Origin of the sequence: Saccharibacillus kuerlensis DSM 22868, assembly GCF_000378145.1 — a bacterium.
Taxonomy (GTDB): domain Bacteria; phylum Bacillota; class Bacilli; order Paenibacillales; family Paenibacillaceae; genus Saccharibacillus; species Saccharibacillus kuerlensis.
This window is the reverse complement of record NZ_KB899302.1, coordinates 1-23,522: the sequence shown is the minus strand read 5'-3', so window position 1 is coordinate 23,522 and position 23,522 is coordinate 1. Positions and strand designations below refer to the sequence as shown.

Annotated in this window: 25 protein-coding genes and 1 riboswitch; of the genes, 3 read left to right on the top strand and 22 right to left on the bottom strand. The window is 49.9% G+C overall.

The window, feature by feature from the left end:
- Positions 1–90 precede the first annotated feature (90 nt).
- Entirely contained in the window at positions 91–651 is a 561-nt protein-coding gene (gene pth / locus F456_RS0118170) for an aminoacyl-tRNA hydrolase (RefSeq protein WP_018978481.1), read from the bottom strand.
- Between the two features lie 135 nt (positions 652–786).
- Between pth and F456_RS0118165 the strand changes: the two genes are divergently transcribed.
- Positions 787–987 carry a hypothetical protein gene (locus F456_RS0118165; RefSeq protein ID WP_018978480.1) on the top strand — a complete coding sequence of 67 codons (201 nt, stop codon included), beginning with the start codon at positions 787–789 and terminating at the stop codon, positions 985–987.
- 113 nt (positions 988–1,100) lie between these two features.
- Here F456_RS0118165 and F456_RS0118160 read toward each other — a convergent pair whose 3' ends face one another.
- From F456_RS0118160 to F456_RS0118105, 11 genes are all read right to left on the bottom strand, one after another.
- Positions 1,101–2,051: a ribose-phosphate diphosphokinase gene (locus tag F456_RS0118160; RefSeq protein ID WP_018978479.1), complete on the bottom strand. Its 951-nt coding sequence runs from the start codon at positions 2,049–2,051 to the stop codon at positions 1,101–1,103.
- 170 nt (positions 2,052–2,221) lie between these two features.
- Positions 2,222–3,613: a bifunctional UDP-N-acetylglucosamine diphosphorylase/glucosamine-1-phosphate N-acetyltransferase GlmU gene (glmU, locus tag F456_RS0118155; RefSeq protein WP_157060132.1), complete on the bottom strand. Its 1,392-nt coding sequence runs from the start codon at positions 3,611–3,613 to the stop codon at positions 2,222–2,224.
- A 285-nt stretch (positions 3,614–3,898) separates the two neighbouring features.
- Entirely contained in the window at positions 3,899–4,195 is a 297-nt protein-coding gene (gene spoVG / locus F456_RS0118145) for a septation regulator SpoVG (RefSeq protein ID WP_018978476.1), read from the bottom strand.
- 346 nt (positions 4,196–4,541) lie between these two features.
- Complete coding sequence (gene purR / locus F456_RS0118140; RefSeq protein ID WP_018978475.1) at positions 4,542–5,369, bottom strand: pur operon repressor; 828 nt, start codon at positions 5,367–5,369, stop codon at positions 4,542–4,544.
- A 233-nt stretch (positions 5,370–5,602) separates the two neighbouring features.
- Positions 5,603–6,457 carry a 4-(cytidine 5'-diphospho)-2-C-methyl-D-erythritol kinase gene (gene ispE / locus F456_RS0118135; RefSeq protein WP_018978474.1) on the bottom strand — a complete coding sequence of 285 codons (855 nt, stop codon included), beginning with the start codon at positions 6,455–6,457 and terminating at the stop codon, positions 5,603–5,605.
- 177 nt (positions 6,458–6,634) lie between these two features.
- Positions 6,635–6,913: a Veg family protein gene (locus F456_RS0118130; RefSeq protein ID WP_018978473.1), complete on the bottom strand. Its 279-nt coding sequence runs from the start codon at positions 6,911–6,913 to the stop codon at positions 6,635–6,637.
- Positions 6,914–7,043: 130 nt separating this feature from the next.
- Positions 7,044–7,928: a 16S rRNA (adenine(1518)-N(6)/adenine(1519)-N(6))-dimethyltransferase RsmA gene (rsmA, locus tag F456_RS0118125; RefSeq protein ID WP_018978472.1), complete on the bottom strand. Its 885-nt coding sequence runs from the start codon at positions 7,926–7,928 to the stop codon at positions 7,044–7,046.
- A gap of 5 nt (positions 7,929–7,933) precedes the next feature.
- On the bottom strand, positions 7,934–8,479 hold the full coding sequence (gene rnmV, locus F456_RS0118120) for a ribonuclease M5 (RefSeq protein WP_018978471.1): 546 nt from the start codon (positions 8,477–8,479) through the stop codon (positions 7,934–7,936).
- A gap of 176 nt (positions 8,480–8,655) precedes the next feature.
- Positions 8,656–10,137, bottom strand: coding sequence for a ubiquitin-like domain-containing protein (locus F456_RS23755; RefSeq protein WP_018978470.1), 1,482 nt, complete (start codon positions 10,135–10,137; stop codon positions 8,656–8,658).
- 325 nt (positions 10,138–10,462) lie between these two features.
- Positions 10,463–10,693, bottom strand: a riboswitch (cyclic di-AMP (ydaO/yuaA leader).
- Between the two features lie 200 nt (positions 10,694–10,893).
- The gene (locus tag F456_RS0118110; protein WP_018978469.1) at positions 10,894–11,661 is read right to left on the bottom strand and encodes a TatD family hydrolase; all 768 of its coding nucleotides are present in this window, start codon (positions 11,659–11,661) and stop codon (positions 10,894–10,896) included.
- 139 nt (positions 11,662–11,800) lie between these two features.
- Positions 11,801–13,102: an HD domain-containing protein gene (locus tag F456_RS0118105; RefSeq protein ID WP_018978468.1), complete on the bottom strand. Its 1,302-nt coding sequence runs from the start codon at positions 13,100–13,102 to the stop codon at positions 11,801–11,803.
- A gap of 376 nt (positions 13,103–13,478) precedes the next feature.
- On the opposite strand from F456_RS0118105, the gene F456_RS0118100 reads away from it, so the two are divergent.
- The gene (locus F456_RS0118100; RefSeq protein ID WP_018978467.1) at positions 13,479–13,733 is read left to right on the top strand and encodes an AbrB/MazE/SpoVT family DNA-binding domain-containing protein; all 255 of its coding nucleotides are present in this window, start codon (positions 13,479–13,481) and stop codon (positions 13,731–13,733) included.
- Positions 13,734–13,900: 167 nt separating this feature from the next.
- On the opposite strand, the gene rsmI is transcribed toward F456_RS0118100, so the two are convergent.
- From rsmI to F456_RS0118050, 9 genes are all read right to left on the bottom strand, one after another.
- Positions 13,901–14,782, bottom strand: coding sequence for a 16S rRNA (cytidine(1402)-2'-O)-methyltransferase (gene rsmI / locus F456_RS0118095; protein ID WP_018978466.1), 882 nt, complete (start codon positions 14,780–14,782; stop codon positions 13,901–13,903).
- Position 14,783: 1 nt separating this feature from the next.
- Entirely contained in the window at positions 14,784–15,548 is a 765-nt protein-coding gene (locus F456_RS0118090) for a tRNA1(Val) (adenine(37)-N6)-methyltransferase (protein WP_018978465.1), read from the bottom strand.
- Positions 15,549–15,720: 172 nt separating this feature from the next.
- On the bottom strand, positions 15,721–16,101 hold the full coding sequence (locus F456_RS0118085; RefSeq protein WP_018978464.1) for an initiation-control protein YabA: 381 nt from the start codon (positions 16,099–16,101) through the stop codon (positions 15,721–15,723).
- Positions 16,102–16,133: 32 nt separating this feature from the next.
- Entirely contained in the window at positions 16,134–16,934 is an 801-nt protein-coding gene (locus tag F456_RS0118080) for a PSP1 domain-containing protein (protein ID WP_018978463.1), read from the bottom strand.
- A 61-nt stretch (positions 16,935–16,995) separates the two neighbouring features.
- Complete coding sequence (gene holB, locus F456_RS0118075; RefSeq protein ID WP_018978462.1) at positions 16,996–17,985, bottom strand: DNA polymerase III subunit delta'; 990 nt, start codon at positions 17,983–17,985, stop codon at positions 16,996–16,998.
- A 237-nt stretch (positions 17,986–18,222) separates the two neighbouring features.
- Entirely contained in the window at positions 18,223–18,666 is a 444-nt protein-coding gene (locus F456_RS0118070) for a YaaR family protein (RefSeq protein ID WP_026293968.1), read from the bottom strand.
- A 223-nt stretch (positions 18,667–18,889) separates the two neighbouring features.
- Complete coding sequence (locus F456_RS0118060) at positions 18,890–19,219, bottom strand: cyclic-di-AMP receptor (RefSeq protein ID WP_018978459.1); 330 nt, start codon at positions 19,217–19,219, stop codon at positions 18,890–18,892.
- 75 nt (positions 19,220–19,294) lie between these two features.
- Entirely contained in the window at positions 19,295–19,960 is a 666-nt protein-coding gene (gene tmk, locus F456_RS0118055; protein ID WP_018978458.1) for a dTMP kinase, read from the bottom strand.
- Positions 19,961–19,984: 24 nt separating this feature from the next.
- Positions 19,985–21,637, bottom strand: coding sequence for an aminotransferase class I/II-fold pyridoxal phosphate-dependent enzyme (locus F456_RS0118050; protein WP_018978457.1), 1,653 nt, complete (start codon positions 21,635–21,637; stop codon positions 19,985–19,987).
- Positions 21,638–21,835: 198 nt separating this feature from the next.
- Between F456_RS0118050 and F456_RS0118045 the strand changes: the two genes are divergently transcribed.
- A complete protein-coding gene (locus F456_RS0118045) occupies positions 21,836–22,366 on the top strand; it encodes a hypothetical protein (protein WP_018978456.1) in 531 nt (176 codons plus the stop codon).
- Positions 22,367–22,508: 142 nt separating this feature from the next.
- Here F456_RS0118045 and F456_RS22960 read toward each other — a convergent pair whose 3' ends face one another.
- Positions 22,509–22,907, bottom strand: coding sequence for a hypothetical protein (locus F456_RS22960; RefSeq protein ID WP_018978455.1), 399 nt, complete (start codon positions 22,905–22,907; stop codon positions 22,509–22,511).
- Between the last annotated feature and the right edge of the window lie 615 nt (positions 22,908–23,522).

Sequence of the window (23,522 nt, the reverse complement as noted above, 5' to 3'; positions counted from 1 at the left end):
GGGGCACCTCTCTTATGCTTGTAAATTAAAAAGATACCGAACAAAGTCCTTACGGTGCGCCTCGACGTACGGCGACAAAGGCCTTCGTTATTATCCATTGAACCGGGCCATCGTCTGTTCAAACGTATGGTCCAGACTGTGTTCGAGCGCATCGCATGTTTTTTCGATCATTTCTTTCAAAAGATCCTGCTCTTTTTTAGCAAAAGGGGCCAGCACATAATCGACAACGGCCATACCGTTTTGCGGACGGGAAATGCCCATACGTATACGATCAAAGGTCTGCGTACCCGTATGTTGAATAATTGACTTGATTCCATTGTGACCGCCGGCACTTCCCTGATAACGAAGCCGGATACGGCCGATCTCTGTATCCAAATCGTCGTAAACGACAATAAGATCTTTCAATTCGACCTTATAATAGTCCATATAAGCACGAACGGATTCGCCCGACAGATTCATAAATGTCATCGGTTTGATTAATACAACCTTTTCACGTCCGATCATGCCTTCGCCGATCAGCGCTTTGCACTTGTTTTGGGTAATTGAAATGCCGTGTTTCTCTGCAAGATGATCCAAAGCCATAAAGCCGACATTATGACGTGTGTGCTCATAATTTTTGCCGGGATTCCCCAGCCCTACGATCCATTTCATTCGTTACGACTCCTTACCCGCAATCTTTATGGTTCTGACGCGTATTTTTGTTACAATATAGGGATAAAGCACAGGGTACGCAATTTTGTTACGATTCCCCTGCCAGTTAGTTCAGCAAAGGAGCTGTAGAACGACATGTACGAATTTGGAGCCACACTCAAAGATAACCGTCATTTTCACGATCACATGAATGCCAAGGTTCCCGTAGAAGTCTATCAGCAGGACGTGCCCGTCGACATCGGATTGGTTACCGGCATTCACGACAGTTTTATCGAAATTGGACACTCCCTCTATCACCGCGGCAGATACGTCTTTCTTTCTCGCCCCGGGTATTGAGCGCCGCTTTCTTTTCCCTCTCCAATCGAGAGGAGGCGTTCACGCCGAGAAGGGTTACGCTCCTTACGGGAAGGAGGCGTAACCCGCGGTAGGCTTTATCGCGCTAAGAAATCTTAGATTTCAAACAGCTTGCTGATCGACAATTCTTCATGGACGCGAATAATCGCTTCGCCCAGCAGTGGAGCTACGGACAGTACTTTGAGCTTATTCGTTGGATTAGGATGCGTGATCGGAATCGTATCGGTCACGATCACTTCCTTCAGCGGCGAGTTTTCCAGACGGTCCATAGCCGGTCCGGACAAAACCGGATGTGTGCAGCAGGCGTACACTTCTTTTGCTCCGCCTTCTACCAATGCATTTGCACCGAGTACGATTGTTCCGGCCGTATCAATGATGTCATCGATCAGGATCGCTGTCTTGCCTTCGATATTCCCAATGATATTCATCACTTCGCTGACGTTCGGTTCCGGACGACGTTTGTCGATAATCGCCAACGGAGCGTTAAGCAGGTCCGCCAATTTGCGTGCCCGTACAACGCCGCCGTGGTCCGGCGATACGACGATTGGGTTCTCGATCTGCTTTGAGCGGAAATACTGCGCCAAAATCGGCACTCCCAGCAGGTGATCGACCGGGATGTCGAAGAAACCTTGGATCTGCATAGCGTGCAGATCCATAGCGATGACGCGGTGCGCGCCGGCCTTCTCGATCAGATCCGCAACGAGCTTGGCTGTGATCGGGTCGCGGGAACGGGCTTTGCGATCCTGACGTGCATAGCCATAATACGGAATGACGACGTTAATGCTTTTTGCAGAAGCGCGCTTCAGCGCATCGACCATGACCAGCAGTTCCATCAGGTTGTCGTTAACAGGCAGACAGGTCGACTGGATGATGTATACGTGACTGCCGCGCACACTCTCCGACAATTTGACCTGGATCTCTCCGTCACTAAAGCTCGTCGTGTGCGATTCGCCCATCGGGATACCGATATAATCGGCGATTTGATTCGCCAGTTTCGGGTTCGAATTGCACGTGAATATTTTCAGCTTTGAATCGCAATAAGTCATAGTAGTGTAAACCCTCCGTGCTGGTCATTAGTGGTCAGGCACGCCGGAAGCGTCCTGGCTCTGGGTATAGAGATAATGCTCCTATCGATTATGGAGCTTCAGAATTTCCGCCGTCTCAAAAACTGCGAATCGAAAGCCTAGACCCTGCGTCCGGCCTCCGGTTCGCTTTTTCACTTGCTTTTGCCCGCTTCTTTTTTCGCCTTGGCACGAGCCTTGATCTTGTCGGCGTAGCCCGCCTTGTTCTCTTGACGTGCTCTTGCAATCGCCAAGTCGCCATCTGGCACCTGCTTCGTGATGGTAGATCCTGCCACGACATAAGCACCCTTACCGACATGAACCGGAGCAATCAGATTTACGTTGCTGCCGACGAACGCATCGTCTTCGATCTCGGTCAGCGATTTGTTGAAGCCGTCGTAATTGACTGTAATAGCACCGCAGCCGATATTAACGCGATCACCGACTTTGGCGTCGCCGACATAACTCAAATGGGACACTTTGGAATCTTGTCCGATCTCGGCATTTTTCACTTCGACGAAATTGCCGATTTTTACGCCTTCAGCCAAGCTTGTTCCCGGACGAAGATGTGCAAACGGTCCGATTACCACTTGTTCGCCGACTTTTGATTCGCGGATTACGGAGTGTGACACAGTCGATCCGCTGCCGATTTCGGCGTTCTCGATCTCGCTGTTCGGTCCGATTTTGCAATCTTCTCCAATGATCGTACGACCCGTGATCACGCTACCCGGGTAAAGCACTGTGTCCGCACCGATCTTCACATCTGCGCCGATATACGTCGAAGCCGGATCGATGACCGTAACACCGCCAAGCATATGCTCGCGAACGATACGCGCGCGCATCGCCGCTTCGGCTTGGGATAATACAACGCGATCATTAACGCCGATCGATTCGGTAAGGTCCTCTGTCACATAAGCGGCGATCTTCTCGCCTCCGCCGCGCAGAATGCCGATGACATCAGTAATATAATACTCGCCTTGAGCATTTTCATTGGTTACTTTGGACAGCGCATCGAACAGTTTGCGATTATCGAAGCAGTATGTGCCCGTATTGATTTCCTTAACGGCATCTTCCTCCGGCGTGCAGTCCTTCTGCTCCACGATACGCAGTACGCCCCCGTCTTCGCCGCGGATGATGCGACCAAGACCTGTCGGATCTTCGGGAATCGCCGTCAGTATCGTCGCCGCTGCGCCTTCGCTTTCATGCAGCGCGATCATTGCTTCGATTGTCTCGGCACGTACAAGCGGTGTATCGCCGCAGATCAAGATGGTCGTTCCTTCTTCTTTGCCCAGCAGTTCTTCCGCTTGTTTAACCGCATGTCCTGTACCAAGCTGCTGCTCCTGCAGCGCATATTCCGCCTGCTCGCCCAGATAAGCCTGCACTTCTTCGGCTCCATGACCCACAATAACTACTGTACGCTCGCTGTTTGTACGACGTACCGTATCCACGACATGACCTACCATCGGCTTGCCGCACACCGGGTGCAGGACCTTATACAGCTTCGACTTCATCCGTTTGCCCTTGCCGGCGGCAAGAACAATCGCCATCCTTTTCAATGCTCTGCCTCCTCTTTATTTACCCGGAAATAACCGTTGCCTGCGGAGGCGACGGTTATTATGGGTTGGGCCCTTCGGCCGCTATTTCTGCGTCTGCTGCTGCGTCTATGTCATTCATCCGACCGCGAAGCATATCCGCGACCTTCACAAATGCGAATTTATCCTTATCTCGAAAGTTCGCGATAAGTATTTACTATACTGAATATATCGCATTCCAGGCAAAAAGAAAAGGGAGCCGAATCCTCCGGCTCCCTGTTCCACCTAATTATGTGTGACTTACGCGCCTTCCTCGATCACTTCTTCAACTTCCGTGCCTTCCACACCTGCACGTTCGTATTCCTCAAGAACGGCAGCCTGGATTTTCTCACGTGTTCCCGAAGAAATCGGATGGGCGATATCCCGAAACTCACCGTCCGGGGTACGCTTACTTGGCATAGCGACAAACATTCCGTTATTTCCATCAATCACCCGAATGTCGTGAACGACAAATTCGTCGTCGATGGTTATCGAAGCGATCGCCTTCATTCTACCTTCGGAATTGACGCGGCGGAGTCTCACAGCCGTAATTTGCATTTAAGTTCACCACCTTTATCATTAGAAGACTTGGTGTATTATTCCACACCGGTGTTCGAAATCCTTCTTTTTACTGACGCAAATATCAGAATTTCGGATTTTTTTTGCTTTTATTAACGGAAACGACAGATAGCGCCATTTTCCACTGAAACTCGTTTTCAATACGGACTATTTCCGAAAAGGTTTCAGTTCAAGCATCAATTTTATAAGAGACCTCCTCACTTGGTTTCCTTTTGAACAGAATTTTCCTCATATATATATTCGGCAGCAGATCGCCATAACGTAATAGAAGACGCCTTCCCGGTAGGAAAGCGTCTTCTCGAAGAGTAAAGCGTATACTTCATTTTTATTTTTCGAAATAATTGCCGGGCTTGACGCCGATAGCGCGGCTTTTCGGGTCCACCGTTTCCAGTGTAACGAGCGACACATAGTCTTCGAACAGCCGCTCTTCAGAGTCTACCGTACCCGAATCCAGCAGTACGCCAACGCCAGCAACTTCGGCATCGAATTCGGCAAGCAGATCGATCATGCCGCGCACCGTTCCGCCCGCTTTCATGAAGTCATCTACGATCAGCACGCGAGACTTTTCCTTCATCGCCCGCCGCGACAAGGTCATGGTATGAAGACTTTTGTTCGAACCGGAAACGTAATTGATACTCACCGCAGACCCTTCCGTAACTTGATGATCCCGACGTACAAGCACGACCGGCAGATTCAGCTTGGCTCCTGTCGCGTAGGCAATCGGAATCCCTTTCGTTTCGACCGTCATCACGACATCGATATTTTGCCCGCCGAAAATGGTCGCGAAAATATCTCCGATCTCATTAACGAGATGCGGCTTTCCGAGCAGGTCGGACATGTACAAGTAACCGCCCGGCAGAATGCGTCCCGGTTCCTCCAGCTTGACACAAAGGTCATTGATGATCCCAAGCGCTCTCTCGTTGGATACGCGCGGAATATATTTCACTCCGCCTGCGGCTCCTGCCAGAGTCTGCAGCTCGCCCATACCTTCTTCTTCGAACACTTCCTTGATAATAGCCAGATCCTCACTGATCGAAGATTTCGCCGCTCCGTATCGTTCCGCAAACGTCGTCAGCGGAATAAGAGAATGCGGTCTAGCCAGCAGAAACTGGGTTAACTCTACTAAACGTGCACTACGTTTTAATTTTTTCACTAGGGTTTCCTCGCTAAATCCGAATATTTTATAAAAAATATATCACTTTTGTACGTATTTGTATATGTGAATGTTTGATAAAATATCCCAAAAGCGAACAAAATCAAGAAAAATAAGCCGGAGTTATTCCACCGGCTGGTTTTCTTTCCCTAAAATTCTTAAACGCTTCTGATCTATTTTATCAAACATCGAATACGATTTTCGGTGGAGCGCTGATTTTGCCTATGCCGCCTCTATCCCAGCGTTCTTACCGCATATACTTCTTCGCAGAAGCCTCTAAGCCCGTTACAGATTCTTTTGGCTTTCTCTTCCTTCGCCACAAGTCCGAATACTGTCGGGCCGCTCCCGGACATTAATACACCGTCCGAGCCCAGTTGCTCCATGATTTCTTTGAGCCTCCGCACATCCGGATACAGATTCAAGGTCACATCCTCCAGGACATTCCCGAGACCGGCGCAGACGCGGTTGAACGACCCCTGCTCCAGCGCTTCTCTCATGCCCGAAGCTGAAGGATGTACCGCGATCTCTGCCGCCTTCAGACCGCCGTATACGTCCGCTGTCGACACGTTAATTGGCGGCTTCGCCAGGACTACCCAGCAGCGCGGCGGATTCGGGATCGTTTCCAGCTTCTCGCCCCGGCCTGTGGCCAGCGCGGTTCCTCCGCGTACACAGAACGGAACGTCAGAACCGAGCTCCGCTCCCAGCTCCTCCAGCTCCGTCATAGACAGCCCAAGCTCCCACAGCCGGTTCAAGCCGCGCAGAGCGGCAGCGGCATCACTGCTTCCGCCTGCCAGGCCAGCTGCTACCGGAATACGCTTTTCCAGATGCATATGCACACCGCGGTTGACACCAAAGCGCTGCTTAAGCAAACGAGCCGCTTTTACTGCCAAGTTTTTATCATCCAGCGGAATATATCCCGATTGACTTGATAATGAAATCCGGCCGGTACCGGAATTGCTAAGTGTCAGTCGATCTGCCAGATCGACCATCGTCATGATCATTTCCACTTCGTGAAATCCATCATTGCGTTTATGTAAAACGTCCAGCATCAAATTGATCTTCGCTGGCGCTTTTTCGTAAATGTACAAGCTTTCCACCGCCCCTGCATTCTGGCCGGAATTCCGGCTGCCCTCTCTAAATGACTTCTGCTATTATATGCAAAATCCGATACGAAGTCTATTTCCATGCTGTTGAACAGTCTCCAGAAGAACGAACAAAGGCGGCCTTCGCGTAAGCGAAAACCGCCTTCTTAGAAAACGTGCTGATCAGACGCTGGCATAGGCGATCGGGGTTGCCGAATCGTCTTCTACAAGCGAAAGCTCAACCGTCTCGGTCAAAACATCAGCATAACTATACGATACACGGCCTGAAGCATGTTCGGCCTCTTCTTCCAACATGACGGTAAATACCGCCGGGTAAGTTCCTTCGAGGACTCCGGTTTGCTCAACCGTCTTGCGCCGGCCTCCATTGGCACGGAGCATGATACGATGTCCTACATGAGCGTCGAGACTGCGTTTGATATCCGATAGCGTTTGATTTGCCATTCTTCTCAACCACCTCTCTCATACACTCAATTGTAACATTTTGAGAGGTTCTTGTCAAGTTGAATTAATCATTATATCAATACCATTTCAGCCTTGTCAACGGGGGATTTTTTTGGGAAAAGGCTGCGTTTTAACGAAGGCCTTCTCTAAGGAAAATGCCGCTAAGTCGTGCATATTCTTCGATCGAAAGCGTCTCGGCACGGCGTGAAGGCTCGATTCCGGCTTCTTTCAGCAGAGCTTCCATCCTTTCGCGCCCTTCTTGCGAGAAATAGCGGGCACGCAAATTATTGGCGATTGTTTTACGACGTTGAGCGAAAGACGCTTGAACGAGCGTAAAGAAATGTTCCTCGTCCTCCACGTCTACCGGAGGCTTCTCCCGTACCTTCAACCGGATCACGGCAGACTCGACGTTTGGTTGAGGGATAAAGACAGTACGAGGCACGATGCAGACCAGTTCCGGCTCGCTGTAATACTGCACGGCAATACTGAGGCTGCCGTACTCTTTACCGCCCGGAGAAGCGGACATGCGCTGCGCCACCTCTTTTTGAATCATGACCACGATATTTTCCAGAGGCAGCTTTTCTTCCAGCAGCTTCATCAGAATCGGAGTTGTTACGTAATACGGCAGGTTGGCGACAACGCTGACTTTTTCACTCGATACGAAAACTTCTTCAAACAGCGCTTTTAGATCAACCTGAAGTACGTCGGCTTGGCGTATCGTCACATTGCCATAGGGACCCAGCACATCGCGCAGAATCGGAATAAGGCGGCGGTCAATCTCTACAGCGGCAACTTCTCCGGCATTCAGTGCCAATTTTTCCGTCAGCGCACCGATACCGGGCCCGATCTCGAGTGCCCCTTTTGTAGAGTCAAGATCGGCAGCATCCACAATTTTACCAAGTATATTTTGATCGATCAGAAAATTCTGACCGAGACTTTTTTTGAATGAAAATTTATGTTTATCAATAATCGCTTTAGTTCGTTTGGGTGAAGCAATATCTTCTCTTTCGTTCATGAGACTCACGATCCTTCGTTTTCAATTTGGGCCAATGCGTCGGCGAATTCCTGTTGAGAGATCTGAAACATGCGCATCCGGTTATGGAACTGCTTGCCGTTACAATAACCGATGCCGAGCAGATTACCCATGGCCATCCGACGGGAGGCTGCATTGGGATGTACGATAAGTCCCGCTTCGATCAGGTCCTGCCAGTCGATCATGCTTTCTTTGCCCGGCATTTCCGTATGCACCCGCTCCAGCGCGCGCCTGATTGATTCCGGCGATGCATTTTCAACACCGATGTCTCCCTTGCGGGTTGCATCGGCTTCGGGGATGAAGGCATGCTTGCAGCCGGGCACTTTCTGCGCCACGATTTTGCGGATGCGTTCACCTGCAAAATCAGGATCGGTCAGAATAATGACGCCTCTGCGTTCCATCGCCAGTTTAATACGACTTATGACAGCTGGCCCGATCGCTGAACCGCCGGTTTCGATCGTATCCGCTTCAACTGCGCGTTTGACCGCTACCGTATCGTCTCGCCCCTCCACAACAATTACTTCTTTGATCATGATTCTTCTCCCTCGCCTCTCATAACAAAAAGAAGAGGAGAACCTCCTCTTCTTTGATTGTGTTCCTATATTGTTGAGTATACCACCCTGCGGCCGCCAGCGTAAACGTCCGCTTCGACGAAAGAAAGGGCCGGACATCCCTTTAAGGTCTGTCCAGCCCTTTTGCAAGAATAAATTTATGGCTTATTCGGTCCGATCACATAAATAGTCAAACCGGATTTACGGCCGAAATTGAGTGCCGTGCTGAGCTTATTGTAATACATATCGATCTTCTTGCCTTTGATGGCGCCGCCTGTGTCTTCCGCTTTGCGGTAGCCGTATCCTTCAATATAGACCCACCATCCGAGCGGAATCACGTTCGGATCGACAGCAATTGTACGACCTTCGGTTACCGTTGTACCCGTTGCTGTACGCGTTCCGATCCCTGGCTGTTCCGAAGAATAAGCCGTGGCAGACACGCCGGTCAATACGGTCTTGTATTCGAATCCTTTGCTGCTGGATGAACTCGACGAAGTCGCTTTTGTAGCCGGTGCAGACTTTTTGGCAGCCGCAGCTGGTGCAAAGGTCTTCTCGACTACTGGCTCTTTCGTACCGACCGCAATGATTTCATCACGTTTTTCGGTTTTGACTTTCTTGTCGACCATATATTTCGTAACGTACTCGCCATTTCGGTAGACCTTCTCGATTGTTTGTACCACGACGCCTTCGACGCCGGACTGAATCGTTTTGGTCTTGCCTTTAAGCAGGGACGAGTCTTCTTTTTTAATCGTCTGGTATGGAATCTTAACTTCCTGATCGACAGTGAACTTGTTGATCCGGTGTACCGCCACACTCATGTTTTCTGTCAGCGGATTCGATCCTCCCGGATACACTTTATCATGTTCTCCGAGTGTGATTCCTTGATCGGCCAGAACATCCTCTACCGTTCTTGCAGTCGTATAAGCTTCCTTCGTTTCTTCGCCGACTTTCAGCTTAACCGGAATAGCTGTCTTGATAATAATCTTGCTGTCCGGTTCAATTGCCGAGTTCAACGGTGTCGAAATTTTATCGTGATCGCCAAATTCAATATCCCATCCTTCAAGCGCAGCGGCAACCGTCTTCTCGGCGGTATATGCCTTTTTGCTGTTGCCATCGATCGACAGAGTAACCGGAACGGCCTTCGTGATTGCAACTTCCGCGCCGCTCTGAAGTTCCGAGCTGACAGGCTTAGAGATTTTGTCGAATTGACCTAATTTAACATTCCATCCTTCAAGCGCAGCTCCAACCGTCCTTGCAGTTGTGAACCGCTTTTCGCTCTTCTCATCGATTGTCAGCGTTACCGGCAGAGCCGTTGTAATGGCAATGCGGTCGCCGTCCTGAATCGAAGCTCCAAGAGACACCGACAAATCGTCTTGAGGCTTAACGCTGATCGAGTGCTCATCCAGGAATTCCTGGAGGCTTCCCTTGTGCGTACTCAGCGCTTGTTCTTTTCCGTCGACAACCAGCACGATTTGCTTTTCAGCCTGCGCATACAGCCCGAGCAGCACCATCGTCACAAGTGCGACGACAAACAATGCGACACCCAAAATTTGAAGCCCATTCTGGCGCTTCCAACGCAAAGCGTAAGTCATGCTGGATGATCGTGAACCATGGGTGTCTTCTTTGGTGAAAATTCCCACTCTTCCGTCCTCCTCCATAGCCCCGCCGTCAAGTACGTACATAGAAAAATTGACGCGACTACTTGCTATTTTTCCGTAAAACGAGCAGTGCAAAGATTATGTTTCCACATATTCCACTGCGGCTGCGTCGTTTTACGTTCATCCCGTTCTAAAGCCCAGCCCGTGAATCACTCTTATGTATGCTGTTCCCTCGGCATATGTGCCTAAAACAAAAGAAGCCTGGAAAAGATCAACTTAAGCAAACTTAAGAGGACTTTTCCGCGGCTTCCCTCTAGAAAAAATCGACATGTTGACGATTTGAGGAAAACATAAGGCGCGTGGCTGCCTCTCTCTTATTTTACGCTTACGAGGTTAGCTGTCGGGTTCGGACGAAGAGAGTCGTCCTATGTCGGTTCTTACGCTCATGGCGAGAAGACCTTCAATTCACCCCGTAGACCCAATTGAAAGGAATCGACCACGGCAGCTCTTTCGGACTCGGTCCGAATTTCGTTGGGCATGCCGCTTCGGGTTCCCCCGTTCTCCGTTATGGTGGGCGGAGATTCAGCGAGACGGTACATGATTGATCGGATTAACCGAACATACGGCCGGATTAATCACTGACAAGATAATAGCTTTTTTAAGAGGACTTTGTAAAGTCGACAGTTTTCACGTTTTCCAGCCTAAAAGGTTAAAACTTTGTAATCTTCTATTCTTTTTTGTAACAAAGGGGTTAATATCTCGTAAATACTCTCTTTTTCGGCGGTTTTACTCCCGTTTTTAACTGATACCAAAAAGTTTATTTGCGTTTTTCGTCGTGCATTCGGTAATTTCTTCCAAAGAAACGCCTTTTAGTTGGGCAGCGGCCTCAGCCACGAGTCGTACATAAGCGGTCTCATTTCTCTTCCCTCGGTAAGGATGCGGCGTTAAATAAGGGGAGTCTGTTTCGATCAACAGCCGATCCATCGGTGTCTTCTCGAGCACTTCTTTGGGCTGTTTGGCATTTTTGAAAGTAACCGGCCCACCGAAGGAAAGATGGAAGCCCATATCGAGGCAAATTTTAGCCGTTTCCCAGCTGCCCGAAAATGCATGCATAATACCGCCCACTTCCGATGCATTCTCTTCCTTGAGGATGCGGATCGTATCTTCATGCGCTTCGCGATTATGGATTACGATAGGCAGCTTGACCCGTTTCGCCAACGCAATCTGCTCCCTCAGTACACGATGTTGAATTTCTTTGGGCGATTTATCCCAATGATAATCAAGTCCGATTTCGCCGATCGCCACCACTTTCTCATGACTGCACAGTGATTCAATCCATTCTAGATCGCCATCCTGCATATCGATTGCATCCACCGGATGCCAGCCGATTGCCGCGTAGACAAACGGATACTTTTCGGCTAATGCCAACGTTGTAGGAATGGTTTCCCGGTTGAAGCCGATATTGACCATTCGTCCGACTCCCGCTTCAACCGCACGAGCAATCGCCGCATCCCGATCTTCTTCGAATTCGGGCGCATCCATATGTGTATGAGTATCGAATAACATGCTGACCATCTCCTATTTATAAAATCAAACTATGCACAGGGCTGTGTGCTTGGTTTCATCATTTTTCTGACTGTTTTCCAAAGTTGTATTATTCAAAAAACAGCTTCTCAAAATGGACTAAAATACGCTGAAAATGTCCTTAATCCGCCGAAATCGGGAAAATTTCAGCAATTTCAGGCGGAAGCTGCGCAGCGACAGCAGCTAATTTATGATGAGGATAGTATAAATGATATTTCCCTCGATGCAGCCCACTGATCGACCTTATGATATCAGAAACTTCGGAAATTTCTCTCAGTTTATCCTGTTTTCCCAGCAGGAGAATACGGCTTCCTCTGTTTAGGTCGTCCGGTCGGAAAACGTCGTAAGGCAAATCGGTTGGAAAGTCGATTTCAAAATCGTATTCCGGATCTAATCCCACTTTGGCGAAGCTGCTGCGAATCTCATCAATCGTCTCTATATCGATAGAATCAACTTCTACATACTTATACAGTCTGCGATGCAGGAATCTGCAGCAGAGTTCACTCAGAATCGGATCTTTCTCGTCACTCCACTGCATAAACGTTGTTTGGATCAGTGATTCGTCAAGTTTCAGATATTCTTTGACGGTCAGATTATTTTCAAACAATCCCGGCAGCGGCTGAGGCAGAAAAGCGAAGGTATAACCTTCACGGTGAAGCTCGCCTGCCCGGCGGAAAATCTGTCTTAAAATGATTTCCGAACTGCGGGTAACCGGATGGAAATAAACCTGCCAGTACATTTGGTAGCGGGACATCAAATAGTCTTCGACTGCGTGCATCCCCGACTCCTTCACTACAATTCTTCCATTATAGGGACGCAGCATTCGCAAAATACGATCGATATCGATTTTCCCGTAATCTACTCCGGTAAAATAGGCATCCCGAAGTAAATAGTCCATTCGGTCCGCATCGAGCGGGCTGGTAATAAGATTGACGACAATCTTTTTTTCATAGTCCTTTCGGATGACAGAAGCCACCCGCTCAGGCAGGTCTGCTGACACCTCGCTCAATACTCGATTAACATCGGTATCACCTAAGATGATCTTACAGGTCCACTCTTCGTGATCCATATGGAAAGCTTCTTCAATGGAGTGTGAAAAAGGTCCGTGCCCCAAGTCATGTAAAAGAGCAGCACACATGGCGACCAGATTTTCTTCGACCGGCCAATCCGGGTAATTGTTGCGTTCGAATTGGGAGATGATACGCCGGGTAATTTCGTATACCCCTAGCGAGTGTGAGAAGCGGCTGTGCTCTGCCCCGTGGAAAGTCAGATAAGTCGTGCCCAACTGCCGGATTCGGCGCAGACGCTGGAACTCCACCGTATTGATCAGCGACCAAATGGTACGATCCTGTACATGAATATAATTATGCACCGGGTCTTTAAACACTTTTTCTTCACGCAGCGGCTTGATGTAATTCGGCATCGATTTCACTCCTTTAAACGGAAATAGAACTATATTAGAGCTTTGTCTTTTTTTGTCGAAGCAGTCATTTATCCTTTTCAGTCTTTTTTTTCATTAAATTCTTTGTTTTCAACGGTATTTGACCGTTTTCTCCATACATATTTCGGACATTTTTCATTTTTTATCAAAATTTAATGCAATCTTTAGACTTCCTGGGTTGACTGTTCTGGGAAACATTGTTATTATGAGGATCATAAAAGCTAGAACAATGTCGAATAATGACAATGGATGCATGGCCAAGCCAAGTCGTTCCTTCCTAAATGATAGGACGTCCTGTCGTTTGTACAAACATCCACTAACCTTTTAAATAATGATCATTTTCAGGAGGCATACTATCATGATGAAATCGACTGGCATTGTAAGAAAAGTAGATGAGCTGGGACGGGTCGTTATTCCGATCGAGCTGCGCCGTACATTGGGAATCGGCGAGAAGGATGCACTGGAAATCTACGTCGATGGTGAGCGCATTATGCTGAAAAAATACGAGCCGGCCTGCATTTTCTGTGGCAATGCGGATAACGTTACCTATTTCAAAGGCAAAATTGTTTGCTATGATTGTGTTTCCGAAATTCCTGCTCCGGTTGCAAAATAAATCAATTTGTTTTTGCAAAATAGGCTGTATCAGGTATAATGGAAATTATAGAAAAAACGATCCAGTCTGGGATCAACAAGCAGCCTAACGATGTTAATTCTAACCTTTTTTATATCTCCTTGCACCCCTGTGTGTCCGACTTCGGTACATAGGGGCCTTTTTTTGTTTTAATCCAAAAGGGCGTTGTAAACGTCCCGCTTGGACAGTCCGCGATCTGCCGCTACTTTTTTCATAGCCTCTTTCCGAGAAAGCATCTTCTGTTCTTCGTAGTAAACCACATGTTTCTCCAGATCCAGTTCCTGCCACCAAGCATCTTTGCGTTCTTGTGCCTGCTCGGCGCTTTCTCCTTCAACTGCGATACAGTATTCGCCAATCGGCGGATGTTCGTTCAAGAATGCCAACAGCTCGGCCAGCGTCCCGCGGGCAATTTCCTCATGCCGTTTGGTTAGCTCACGCGCCAATACTGCCTTTCTCGGCCCCCATGATTCGAGCATGGCTTCCAGCGTTTTGATGACTCGGTGCGGCGACTCGTAGAACAGCAGTGTGCCTTCCAGACGCCCCAGCGATTCCAGGGCAATTCGGCGATCTTTGTTTTCTCGAGACAAGAAGCCAGCAAAAGTAAAGCGCTCTGTAGACAGCCCTGAGACGATCAGCGCGGACAAGGCGGCATTGGCTCCTGGTACAGGCACAACCGGAATTCCGGCCTCTATAGCAAGCTTGACAAGATCGGATCCGGGGTCGGAAACAGCCGGCAGACCGGCGTCGCTGACAAGCGCTAGATTTTTTCCTTCTATTATATAACGTATCAATTCGGGGCCGCTGGCAGCCTTATTATGCTCGTGGTAGCTGAACAGCTTTTGGGGTACAATCTCAAAGTGAGTCAGCAGCTTGCGTGTCTGTCGGGTATCTTCCGCGGCAATCAATTCGCATTCGCGCAGCATACGTACAGCTCGATACGTCATGTCTTCCAGGTTACCGATCGGTGTTGCTACCAAATACAGCGTCCCGACCTCAGCTTCCTTCTTTTCAAAGCTTTTTTGAATCTGCATATTAGTGCTCCTCGCCCGGTTGCCCGTAATAAATGGTCATAATCTCGCTGCAGTATTCTCCCTGCTCGTTATATACGATCAGCGGAGGCAGAACGCGCATTTCCGGCTTACCGTCGCGCAGTCCTTCTACCAGTACCATATTGGCTTCCATTCCGGCACGTGGATGAACAAAGCGAATCCGTTTCGGTTCGATCCGGTACTGCCGCATTAATGTTAAAATGTCCGCCAGCCGATGCGGCCGGTGTACCATCGAGACTTTTCCGCCCTGCTTGACCAATCTCGAACAGGCCTGCACCACATCTTCCAGCGTACAGTGGATCTCGTGCCGTGCAATCGCTTCATGAGGGTTGGCTTTGATATCGCTGCCAGTAAGCGGAGTATAGGGAGGATTGACGGTTACCGCATCGTACATACCATGTCCTGCTATTTCGTGGAAATGCTTAAGATCCATATGATGGATCGTAATTTGCTCCTGCAGCCCATTCATCGTTATGCTGCGTTCTGCCATATCGGCCAGCCGCTCCTGGATCTCTACGCCTTCGATCTTCGCCTTGGTCCGGGTCGACAGCAGCAGCGGAATGACTCCGTTGCCTGTGCAAAGGTCTAGCACCCGTCCTCGGGCGGGAACCGAAGCGAAACGGCCCAGCAGAACGGCATCCATCGAGAAACTGAATACTTCGGGGCTTTGGATAATATGCAAATTTTGTGTCAGCAAATCGTCGATACGTTCTCCCTTATGCAGGGGAGTATCATATTGTTTTTCCATGACTAGGCTCCTCTTTCAAAAAAAAGCCGCTGGCAAAAAACGCCGCGGCTTTCAGACTGATACGTTGATATAACCGAATCTTGACTGTAATCCGGTGATCCCTCCCCCCAATAACAAGGGCTTGGTTCGACGGTAACCTTGATTCGAACATAATCAACGCGATAATTCCGGATTATTTATTCAAAAAAGACAGGCAGAACAAGCAATCGCCTTCCGTACGCAGATGCCCATAGTATACGTTGCAGATATGAAATCCTTCATGATACAGACGGGCCAAATTGTCATAACCTTCGCCAACTGTGTCGCTCGCTTCTTCGTTTTTCTTTTTCGGTTCGCTGAGGACATTGTAAGGCTGAGGATGTGCACCGGAACTTGCTTCTCCCTGGGCTTCCCTTTTCAAAATGATCCGCAGACGTTCATTTTCGGTAAGCAGCCGCTGATTTTCTTCCATTAGCTCTTTAACCGCCTGCTTCATCGTGCTGAGTTCATTTTTGAAGCTTTCAACTTGCGTTTCCATCTCGTCTATTTGTGCGAAAACATTTTTCTTCTCCAAGTAAACTCCACCCCAGAGCGATTCCGATTGACTTACTTGACGACAATGTCGTCCATAGGCAGTTCTTTAACCTTACCGATCTCAAACAACTGTACATGTACCATCCGCTTACCGGCATTGATGCCGACGACTTTGCCTTCTCCGAGCGAAGTGACGACCATCTTGCCAACCGCGGGAAGCTCTTCCTTGCTGCTTTCGTAGTTGTCGTGTTCAAACTTCAGGCAGCACATCAGCCTTCCGCAGAGTCCCGAAATCTTGGTCGGATTAAGCGAAAGATTCTGATCTTTGGCCATCTTGATGGATACCGGTTCGAAATCACCCAGCCATGACGAACAGCACAGTACTCGTCCGCATGGTCCGATTCCTCCCAACATCTTCGCTTCGTCGCGTACCCCAATCTGTCTCAGCTCAATCCGTGTCCGGAAAATGCTGGCCAAATCTTTGACGAGTTCACGAAAATCGACGCGTCCCTCGGCCGTAAAATAAAAAATGATTTTGTTGCGGTCAAACGTATATTCCACGTCGACCAGCTTCATTTTCAGACCGTGGTCCTTAATTTTATTTAGACAGGTTGCAAAAGCTTTGCGTGCGGCATCCTTGTTCTCTTCCACTACGCGCGCGTCCGTATCTCCGGCGATGCGGATAACCCGCTTCAGCGGAAGCACGACGTCACTCTCCTGCACCTGCTTCTTCCCAACAACGACTTTGCCGTATTCGACCCCTCGAGCTGTTTCCACGATTACGCATTGTTCCTGCTCAACGGGAAATTCTAAAGGATCGAAGTAATACACTTTGCCCGCTTTCTTGAAACGGACTCCGACTACACTATACAAAGCTAAACCTCCCTTGCGCGCATTCAAAACATTCGGCCCCGGATGCTCGCTGGACCTCATGTTACCGTCCCGGTTGCTCCAGGCCTACCAAAAATTGCTCAAGACAGAGCTGGTTGTTCATGTTGGATTTGAGCTTCTTTTTGCTCTCGGCGGCAATGGACATACAGGATATCCAATCTTCCGCACTTCGGGAACCTGCCACTTGGGAGATAAACTCCAATTGATCTATGAAAACGATATGCTCGCGCCGTTCGGATTGAACATAAATCATATCTCTGAACCACAAATGGAAAAGATCGAACAGACTGTCCAGGTGTTCGCCAAGTCCCGCCTTGAATACTTGCTGTTGGGCGGTAACGAGGCTGGCGCCACTTCTGCTGCTCGACTCCTTCCCTAATTGTATCACTACATTTCTTGTTTCTGCAAACCAATTCTCTGCCGCAAGCGCTTTGCATTCTTCCGGCCCCGGCGTTAAGTAAGCCGCACAGCGCGCAGCAGGGGTTGCCAAACCCTCAGCCGCAAGCTCGCCCAGGATATCTTCCGCTCCCATTGAAGTGAACGGAACCAGCTGCGTGCGCGAGCGGATGGTCGGCAGCAGTGCTTGACCGTTCTCCGCAAGCAGAATAGCCACGGCCGGAGCCGGAGGTTCTTCAAGAAATTTGAGCAGACTGTTCGATGCCTGTACAGTCATCTTGTCAGCTTCGTCAATAATGTATATTTTGCGGCCGCTCGAACCTGAGCGGTAAGAGAACATCTTCTGCAGCTCGCGAATCTGCTCGATCTTGATCGAGGCACCGTCCGGTCCGATCGCCTGCAGATCGGGATGATTCCCATGCTCGACTTTGCGGCAGCTTAGACATTTGCCGCAGGCATCGCCCAGTTCCGGAGCCTGTTCGCAAAGCAGCGCCTTGGCGAACGCATCGGCAGCCCTGCGCCGTGCGCTTCCGCCGGGACCGCTGAACAGATAGGCATGCGAGATTCGTCCGCTGCGCAAACCGCTGCCCAGCATCCGTTTGGCAATCTCTTGGCCTCTGATCGTTTGTAAGGACATAAGGGTGAGACTCCTTTAATGAATTTAACGGGACTAGCAGCTTGTTTCACTTAAATAGTAGGATTTTGTTTGGCGGAAACGTACACGGTTTAAGTGCGATTCCGCCAAACAAAACCGTTCATCTGATTGAGACAAGCTACCGGGTTCTTCATTACCCGCTTACTGAACGGAAGCCGGGAGCCTATAGCGGCCCCCGGCTTTCTTTTTTGCCCAATTGTAATAAGACTGGATGCAGGGTTAGAACAACAAATTTATCAGTAGTCCGCGTACCTCGCCGATGCGTTGAAGCAGTTCCAGACGACCTTCTTCGCTGGCCAACAATTCGTCCGCCATCGACAGTAAACTGCTGTCAATCTCGTCAATCAGCTTATAACGCTTCGTTCGGCCGAGACGATCCCAACCTTTGGTTTCTTTCATGCCGACGCCGCGGCGAACGGTATCTTCAAGGAAGCGCTTGACCATAGTACGGTAAGACTTCAGCTCGCGGATCGTCATCGAACGTGCCAGACGGTCGCCCTGTCGGTTGATCTCCTGCATGCGACGGCCGAGCTCGTCCTGGGTCGACTGTGCTTCCTGATGACGAATCGCATCGGCGAAGCTCCGCTGTTCAATCGGACGCGTACCGGTATCCGGCGTAATCGGTATATTATTCAAGGGGCGAAACCCCGGGTTAATCTTCATCGCTTATCCCTGCCTTTTGTATCCATGAAGACGAGCGGCCTCCATAAGGAGACCAGAACCCCTTCAGGCCGGCTGTCCGCCGGTAAAATGGTCGTTCAAACGGTTGCTTCCGTATCCGGACATGTCCGTAAATAGCGTACACGTCTTATTGGGCTTGTTGTCCGACATCCGGCGGGACAGCACGTATCTTCCAACTTCCGTCGCTCCTTACAAAGCGCTTAGTTTAGAAATGTTCGAAACGGTCGACTGGAAGCACGAATACCGTCGCGCCGCCGACTTGTACTTCCACCGGAAGCGGCAGGTAAGAATCTGTCGTTCCGCTCATCGGCGTAACCGGCGTAACCAGCTGTTCGCGAACCTTACAGCTGTTGCGAATAACGCTCATGACGTTCTCGACCTGGCTGTCATCTACCCCGATCAGAAAAGTCGTATTCCCCGCCCGCAAGAAACCGCCTGTACTTGCCAGTTTCGTTGCCCGGAAATTCGATTTAACCAGCTCGCCTGACAGGCGGTTGCTGTCTTTATCCTGTACGATCGCGATAATCAGTTTCATCCGTGGTCCCTCCCTTTCGATTGGTTCCTCTGCCTTGAAGGCAAAAAGAGCCGTATGTTACCTATTCGACACGATTCAGGAAAATTCCTGCTGCGGACCTTCGAAAAGAAGACGTTCAAGCACTCTTTTTATATCGGCAAATACCTCTGCTTCGTTTTGCGAAGCATCGATTGTTGCAAAACTTTCTTGATATTCGCGGCTTAGACGCAAATACCCTTCGCGAACTTTCCGATGAAAGTCTTCCTTCTCCAAATCAAGACGATTAATCTCCCGTCCGGCATCTTTAGCGTGAATACGCTGCAGCCCTACTTCCGGCGTAACGTCCAAATAGATGTTCAAATCCGGCCAATATTCCGTCCCGTCCACATTGATCGCCCGCTTGTTAATATCAAGTACTGCTTCCCCCAGTTCACGTCCATACCCCTGATAGCTGAGTGAAGACATAACATAGCGGTCACAAATCACGATCTTTCCCTGTTCCAATGCTGGAATGACCTTTTGCAGCAGATGTTCCCGACGGGCCGCCGCATACAGCAGACATTCGGTCAATCCGCTCATTGCATGGTCCACGTCCAGGATGACACTGCGGATTTTCTCCGCCACAAGGACGCCGCCCGGCTCCCGTGTGGAAATGAAATCGGCTCCTTGTTCGCGCAGATAAGCTTCAATCCGGCCGATCTGTGTCGTTTTGCCGCTGCCGTCCGGACCTTCCAACACTATAAATTTACCCGAATGCTTCATGTTTAGTTACCGTCCTCTATAATTTTATGCCAAATCGGCAGGAATATTGTGTATACTGCCGTCGTTCTCCTCTTTCCTACGCACCTGTATCGTCGTAAGCTCCCCATCGGCCGCCCCTTGAAACCGGGCTCCTGCTTTCCGAAGCCGGATTAGATGGTCTGCGGCGGATTTTGTAATCCGTTCGCCTGCGTAAATCAGTGGAATGCCCGGCGGATAAGGCACGATCATTTCTGCCGCAATCCTTCCGGCGGCTTCTTCAACCTGCAGGGGCTCTGACGAGCGCGGTGGTCGCAGATCAAAAGGTACCGGGTCGGAAATAAGCGGAGCTGTCCGGAATACTGCATCGCGCGATTCGAGGGCTTCATGTTGTCCAGAGCCGAATTCAACACTTTCGGCTTTGGTGTTGATGTCTAGTTCACACTGCAGCTCTCGCAGCGCGGAGATCAGCCGTTCGGCATCATTCATGCCGGAACCGGGCCCGAGCGCCAGCACCGTGCGGCGCTCATCGCTCATCTCCGCAATGCAGCCTGCGGCCGCCAGCCGCTGCTGCATTGCGTAGCCGCTCAAGACTCGCCGTCTGTCGTAGACGGCGATCTTGAGCGGATCCTGTTCAGCGTAGGCGCTGACAGCGCCGCCGCCGAACGGCTCACCGCGGCCCTCCTCAGCGGCCGCAGGCTCAGCTGCGCAGCATTCGAAAGCCGCCGCGCTGTCACTGCAGCCGTCCGGCAGCTTCGGCCGGACGTATCCGAACCGGGGCAGCCGCTCCAGCTCGCGGCGGATATAAGCCGCGGCTTCCAGCGCTCCGGTCCAGGCATCTTCGCCCCGGCTCTGCGCTATGCTTCGCGCCAGATCCAGCGAAGCCATAATCGGATAGGACGGGCTTGAGCTCTGGACCATGGCCAGCCGCCTGCGCAGCAGGCTCCGGTCAAGACGTCCGCCCTGTACATGCAGCATGGCTCCCATCGTCATTGCCGCCAGCATCTTATGTGTCGACTGTACGACACCGTCTGCGCCTTCCGCTAAAGCCGAGATCGGGAAAGCCGTATGAAGTCCATAATGGGCACCATGGGCTTCGTCGACAAGCAGCGGAACCCCATGCCGATGACAGATGTCGGCAGTTTTCCGGATGCTGCGGCCCATCCCGTAATAATTGGGCCGGGTTAGCAGCACACCGCGCGCTTCCGGATACCGCTGCAGCGCTTCTTCCAGTGTTGGATCGCCCGGCAGCACGGCCAAGCCGCTTTCCGGATCAGGATCAGGTGCGACAAACACCGCTCGAGCCCCGGCAAGCATCAGACCGTTCAATACGGATTTGTGTACATTCCGCTGAACGATCAGCAGATCCCCCGGCTCCCGGCATACGGTCAAGATCAATGCCAAATTCCCGGCCGTGCTTCCTCCAATGAGAAAAAAGGTTTCTTCCGCTCCGAAAAAGGCAGCAGCTTTCTCCTGCGCTTCCTTAATTACACCCTCAGGATCGTGCAAATCGTCTGTTCCTTCAATCTCCGTAACATCGATTCCCAGTACTTCCTTAAATCCGCTCGGTATGTTTTTTCTTATATCTCGATAAAAGTTCCCATCTTTATGACCGGGTACGTGAAAAGAAGCTTCTTTACGTGCAGCGTAACGAAGCAGCTCCGCATAAAGCGGTGCGTCATTAGGATCCCATCCGTTCATGCCCAGCCTCCCGCAATCTGCATTTTTCCTTGTTTATTGTACCTGATTTAACGCCTACACGGCATCCAATTTTATAAGTCAATACCGGAGAGGAAACGATTTTCAATCTTCCGATTGCCGCCGCTATGCGTTATGATAAAGTCAGTTCGATTTCCCGGCTCGGGAATGCTTGATCAGGAAAAGGAAGGAAGGTCCGACATGCTGGAACAACAGCGCGAAAATGGAAATGCCACCATTTATCAATACCAGCTTATTCGCAAGTTTCATATTCCACGTCTTTTACTGCTACTTTATTTATTCTTTCCTATCCCTGCCTTACTTGTCGGAACCCTTTGGTTTTCCTGGCATGCCCTTGTTTACATGTTAGCCGCTTTGTTACTTGTACTGTGGATTCATTTCGTCGTGTCGCATTCCGTCCTGCTGATTCGCGGCCCCATCTATCGCAAAAAGTGGCGTCTACGCTTTTCCGGTATGTGGTTTGGATTCCTGCCCGATCAACATACCGGTTATTCCATCCTGCAGCAAGTGCTTCAGCAAACGCTGTGGATTGGATTCGTCTTTATCGGCATTATAATTGCTTGGGTTCCGCTTCCTTTTACGCTGGCTTTGCTGTTCTGGCATTTCTGGTTTATGGCTCCGCGCCTATCTGTACTGCTCAGCATGCGCGGGCAGCGAAAAGATGTCATGATCAAGCTTAATCCACAAGATGTTTCTTACTACATTCAATAATTGCAACTCCATAATAACGCTGTATGCATTACTTGTACTTTCCCTGCAGCCAAAGAAAGACCGGGCCCGACTTTGCGTCGGATGCACCGGTCTTTTTATACGACTTTCCATCTTTTCTCTTTTTCCTACGTTTCTGCGATCTTCAATTCTCTTTCGGAACCAGCACTGTCAAATAACTGCCTTCGAGCGATAAGTGAACCGTAGTTTCACCTTTGGAGAAAATAAGGAGCGGATTCGGATCGTCCAAGTTCTCTTGATCCGTTTGTTCCGTCCAGCCCCATGCTTGGATGGCATCGAGATAAGCTTGTGGAATTCTATCAAGGCTGTCCAGCCCCGGCACTGAATAGCGCACGTAACTTATTTTCGTGTTATTGGCTGTTACCTCAGTTTTACTTGCTTCTTGAGGCACGGGAAAACTTTCTTCCACCGTCGCACCATCGTAAACCGCCCAGGACGAAGGCTCTTCCGAAGTGCATCCCGTTAGAAGAAGAAGTGAACTGCAGAATAGGCAAAAGGCAAATAAGGACACCTTCCGCTTCATATTCAATTCCCCCTTACATCGTTCTGCGCAATGCTTTGAACCCCCATATAGTTCTTCTCTCCCGGTTCTAACTTCCTTGTTTAAACCTGGAGTCCCCTAGAAAAACCGGCGATTGTTGTGCAGACTTTGACTTTTCCCCAGATTAATTAGCTAGAAAAGCTATTTAACCCATTTCTCCATTATACCGACTCCACTATAATGAACGGTTACAAAACTGTTACTTAGGGGCCGCGGGCCTTTTTCGACCTGCGCTTCGTTGTCCTTTCCCCTTTCTGATTGAACGAACACCATCTGGAAGAAAAGGGGAAAGGGCAAAGGCGCTCCGGTTCGAAAAAGGCCCGCTCTCGGCGTGGGGTGGAAGGCCTCTCAAGCAGTCAGAAGCTTGAGAGTTTAGGGACTAAAGATACGGCTGGATTCTAGCCGGGAAAGAGGCAGCGGCTTTGCCGGCTGCGGGGTGGAAGGGCGGGGCAGATCACAATCACACAAAATTCATAATAATACCAAGGGCAATATTTGTATATATAAATACAAAAACAAACATAAAAACAAAAAGAGCCTTTACCGTATACACGGTAGAGGCTTTTTTTCATCGGCTTGGCAGCTTCCTACTCTCCC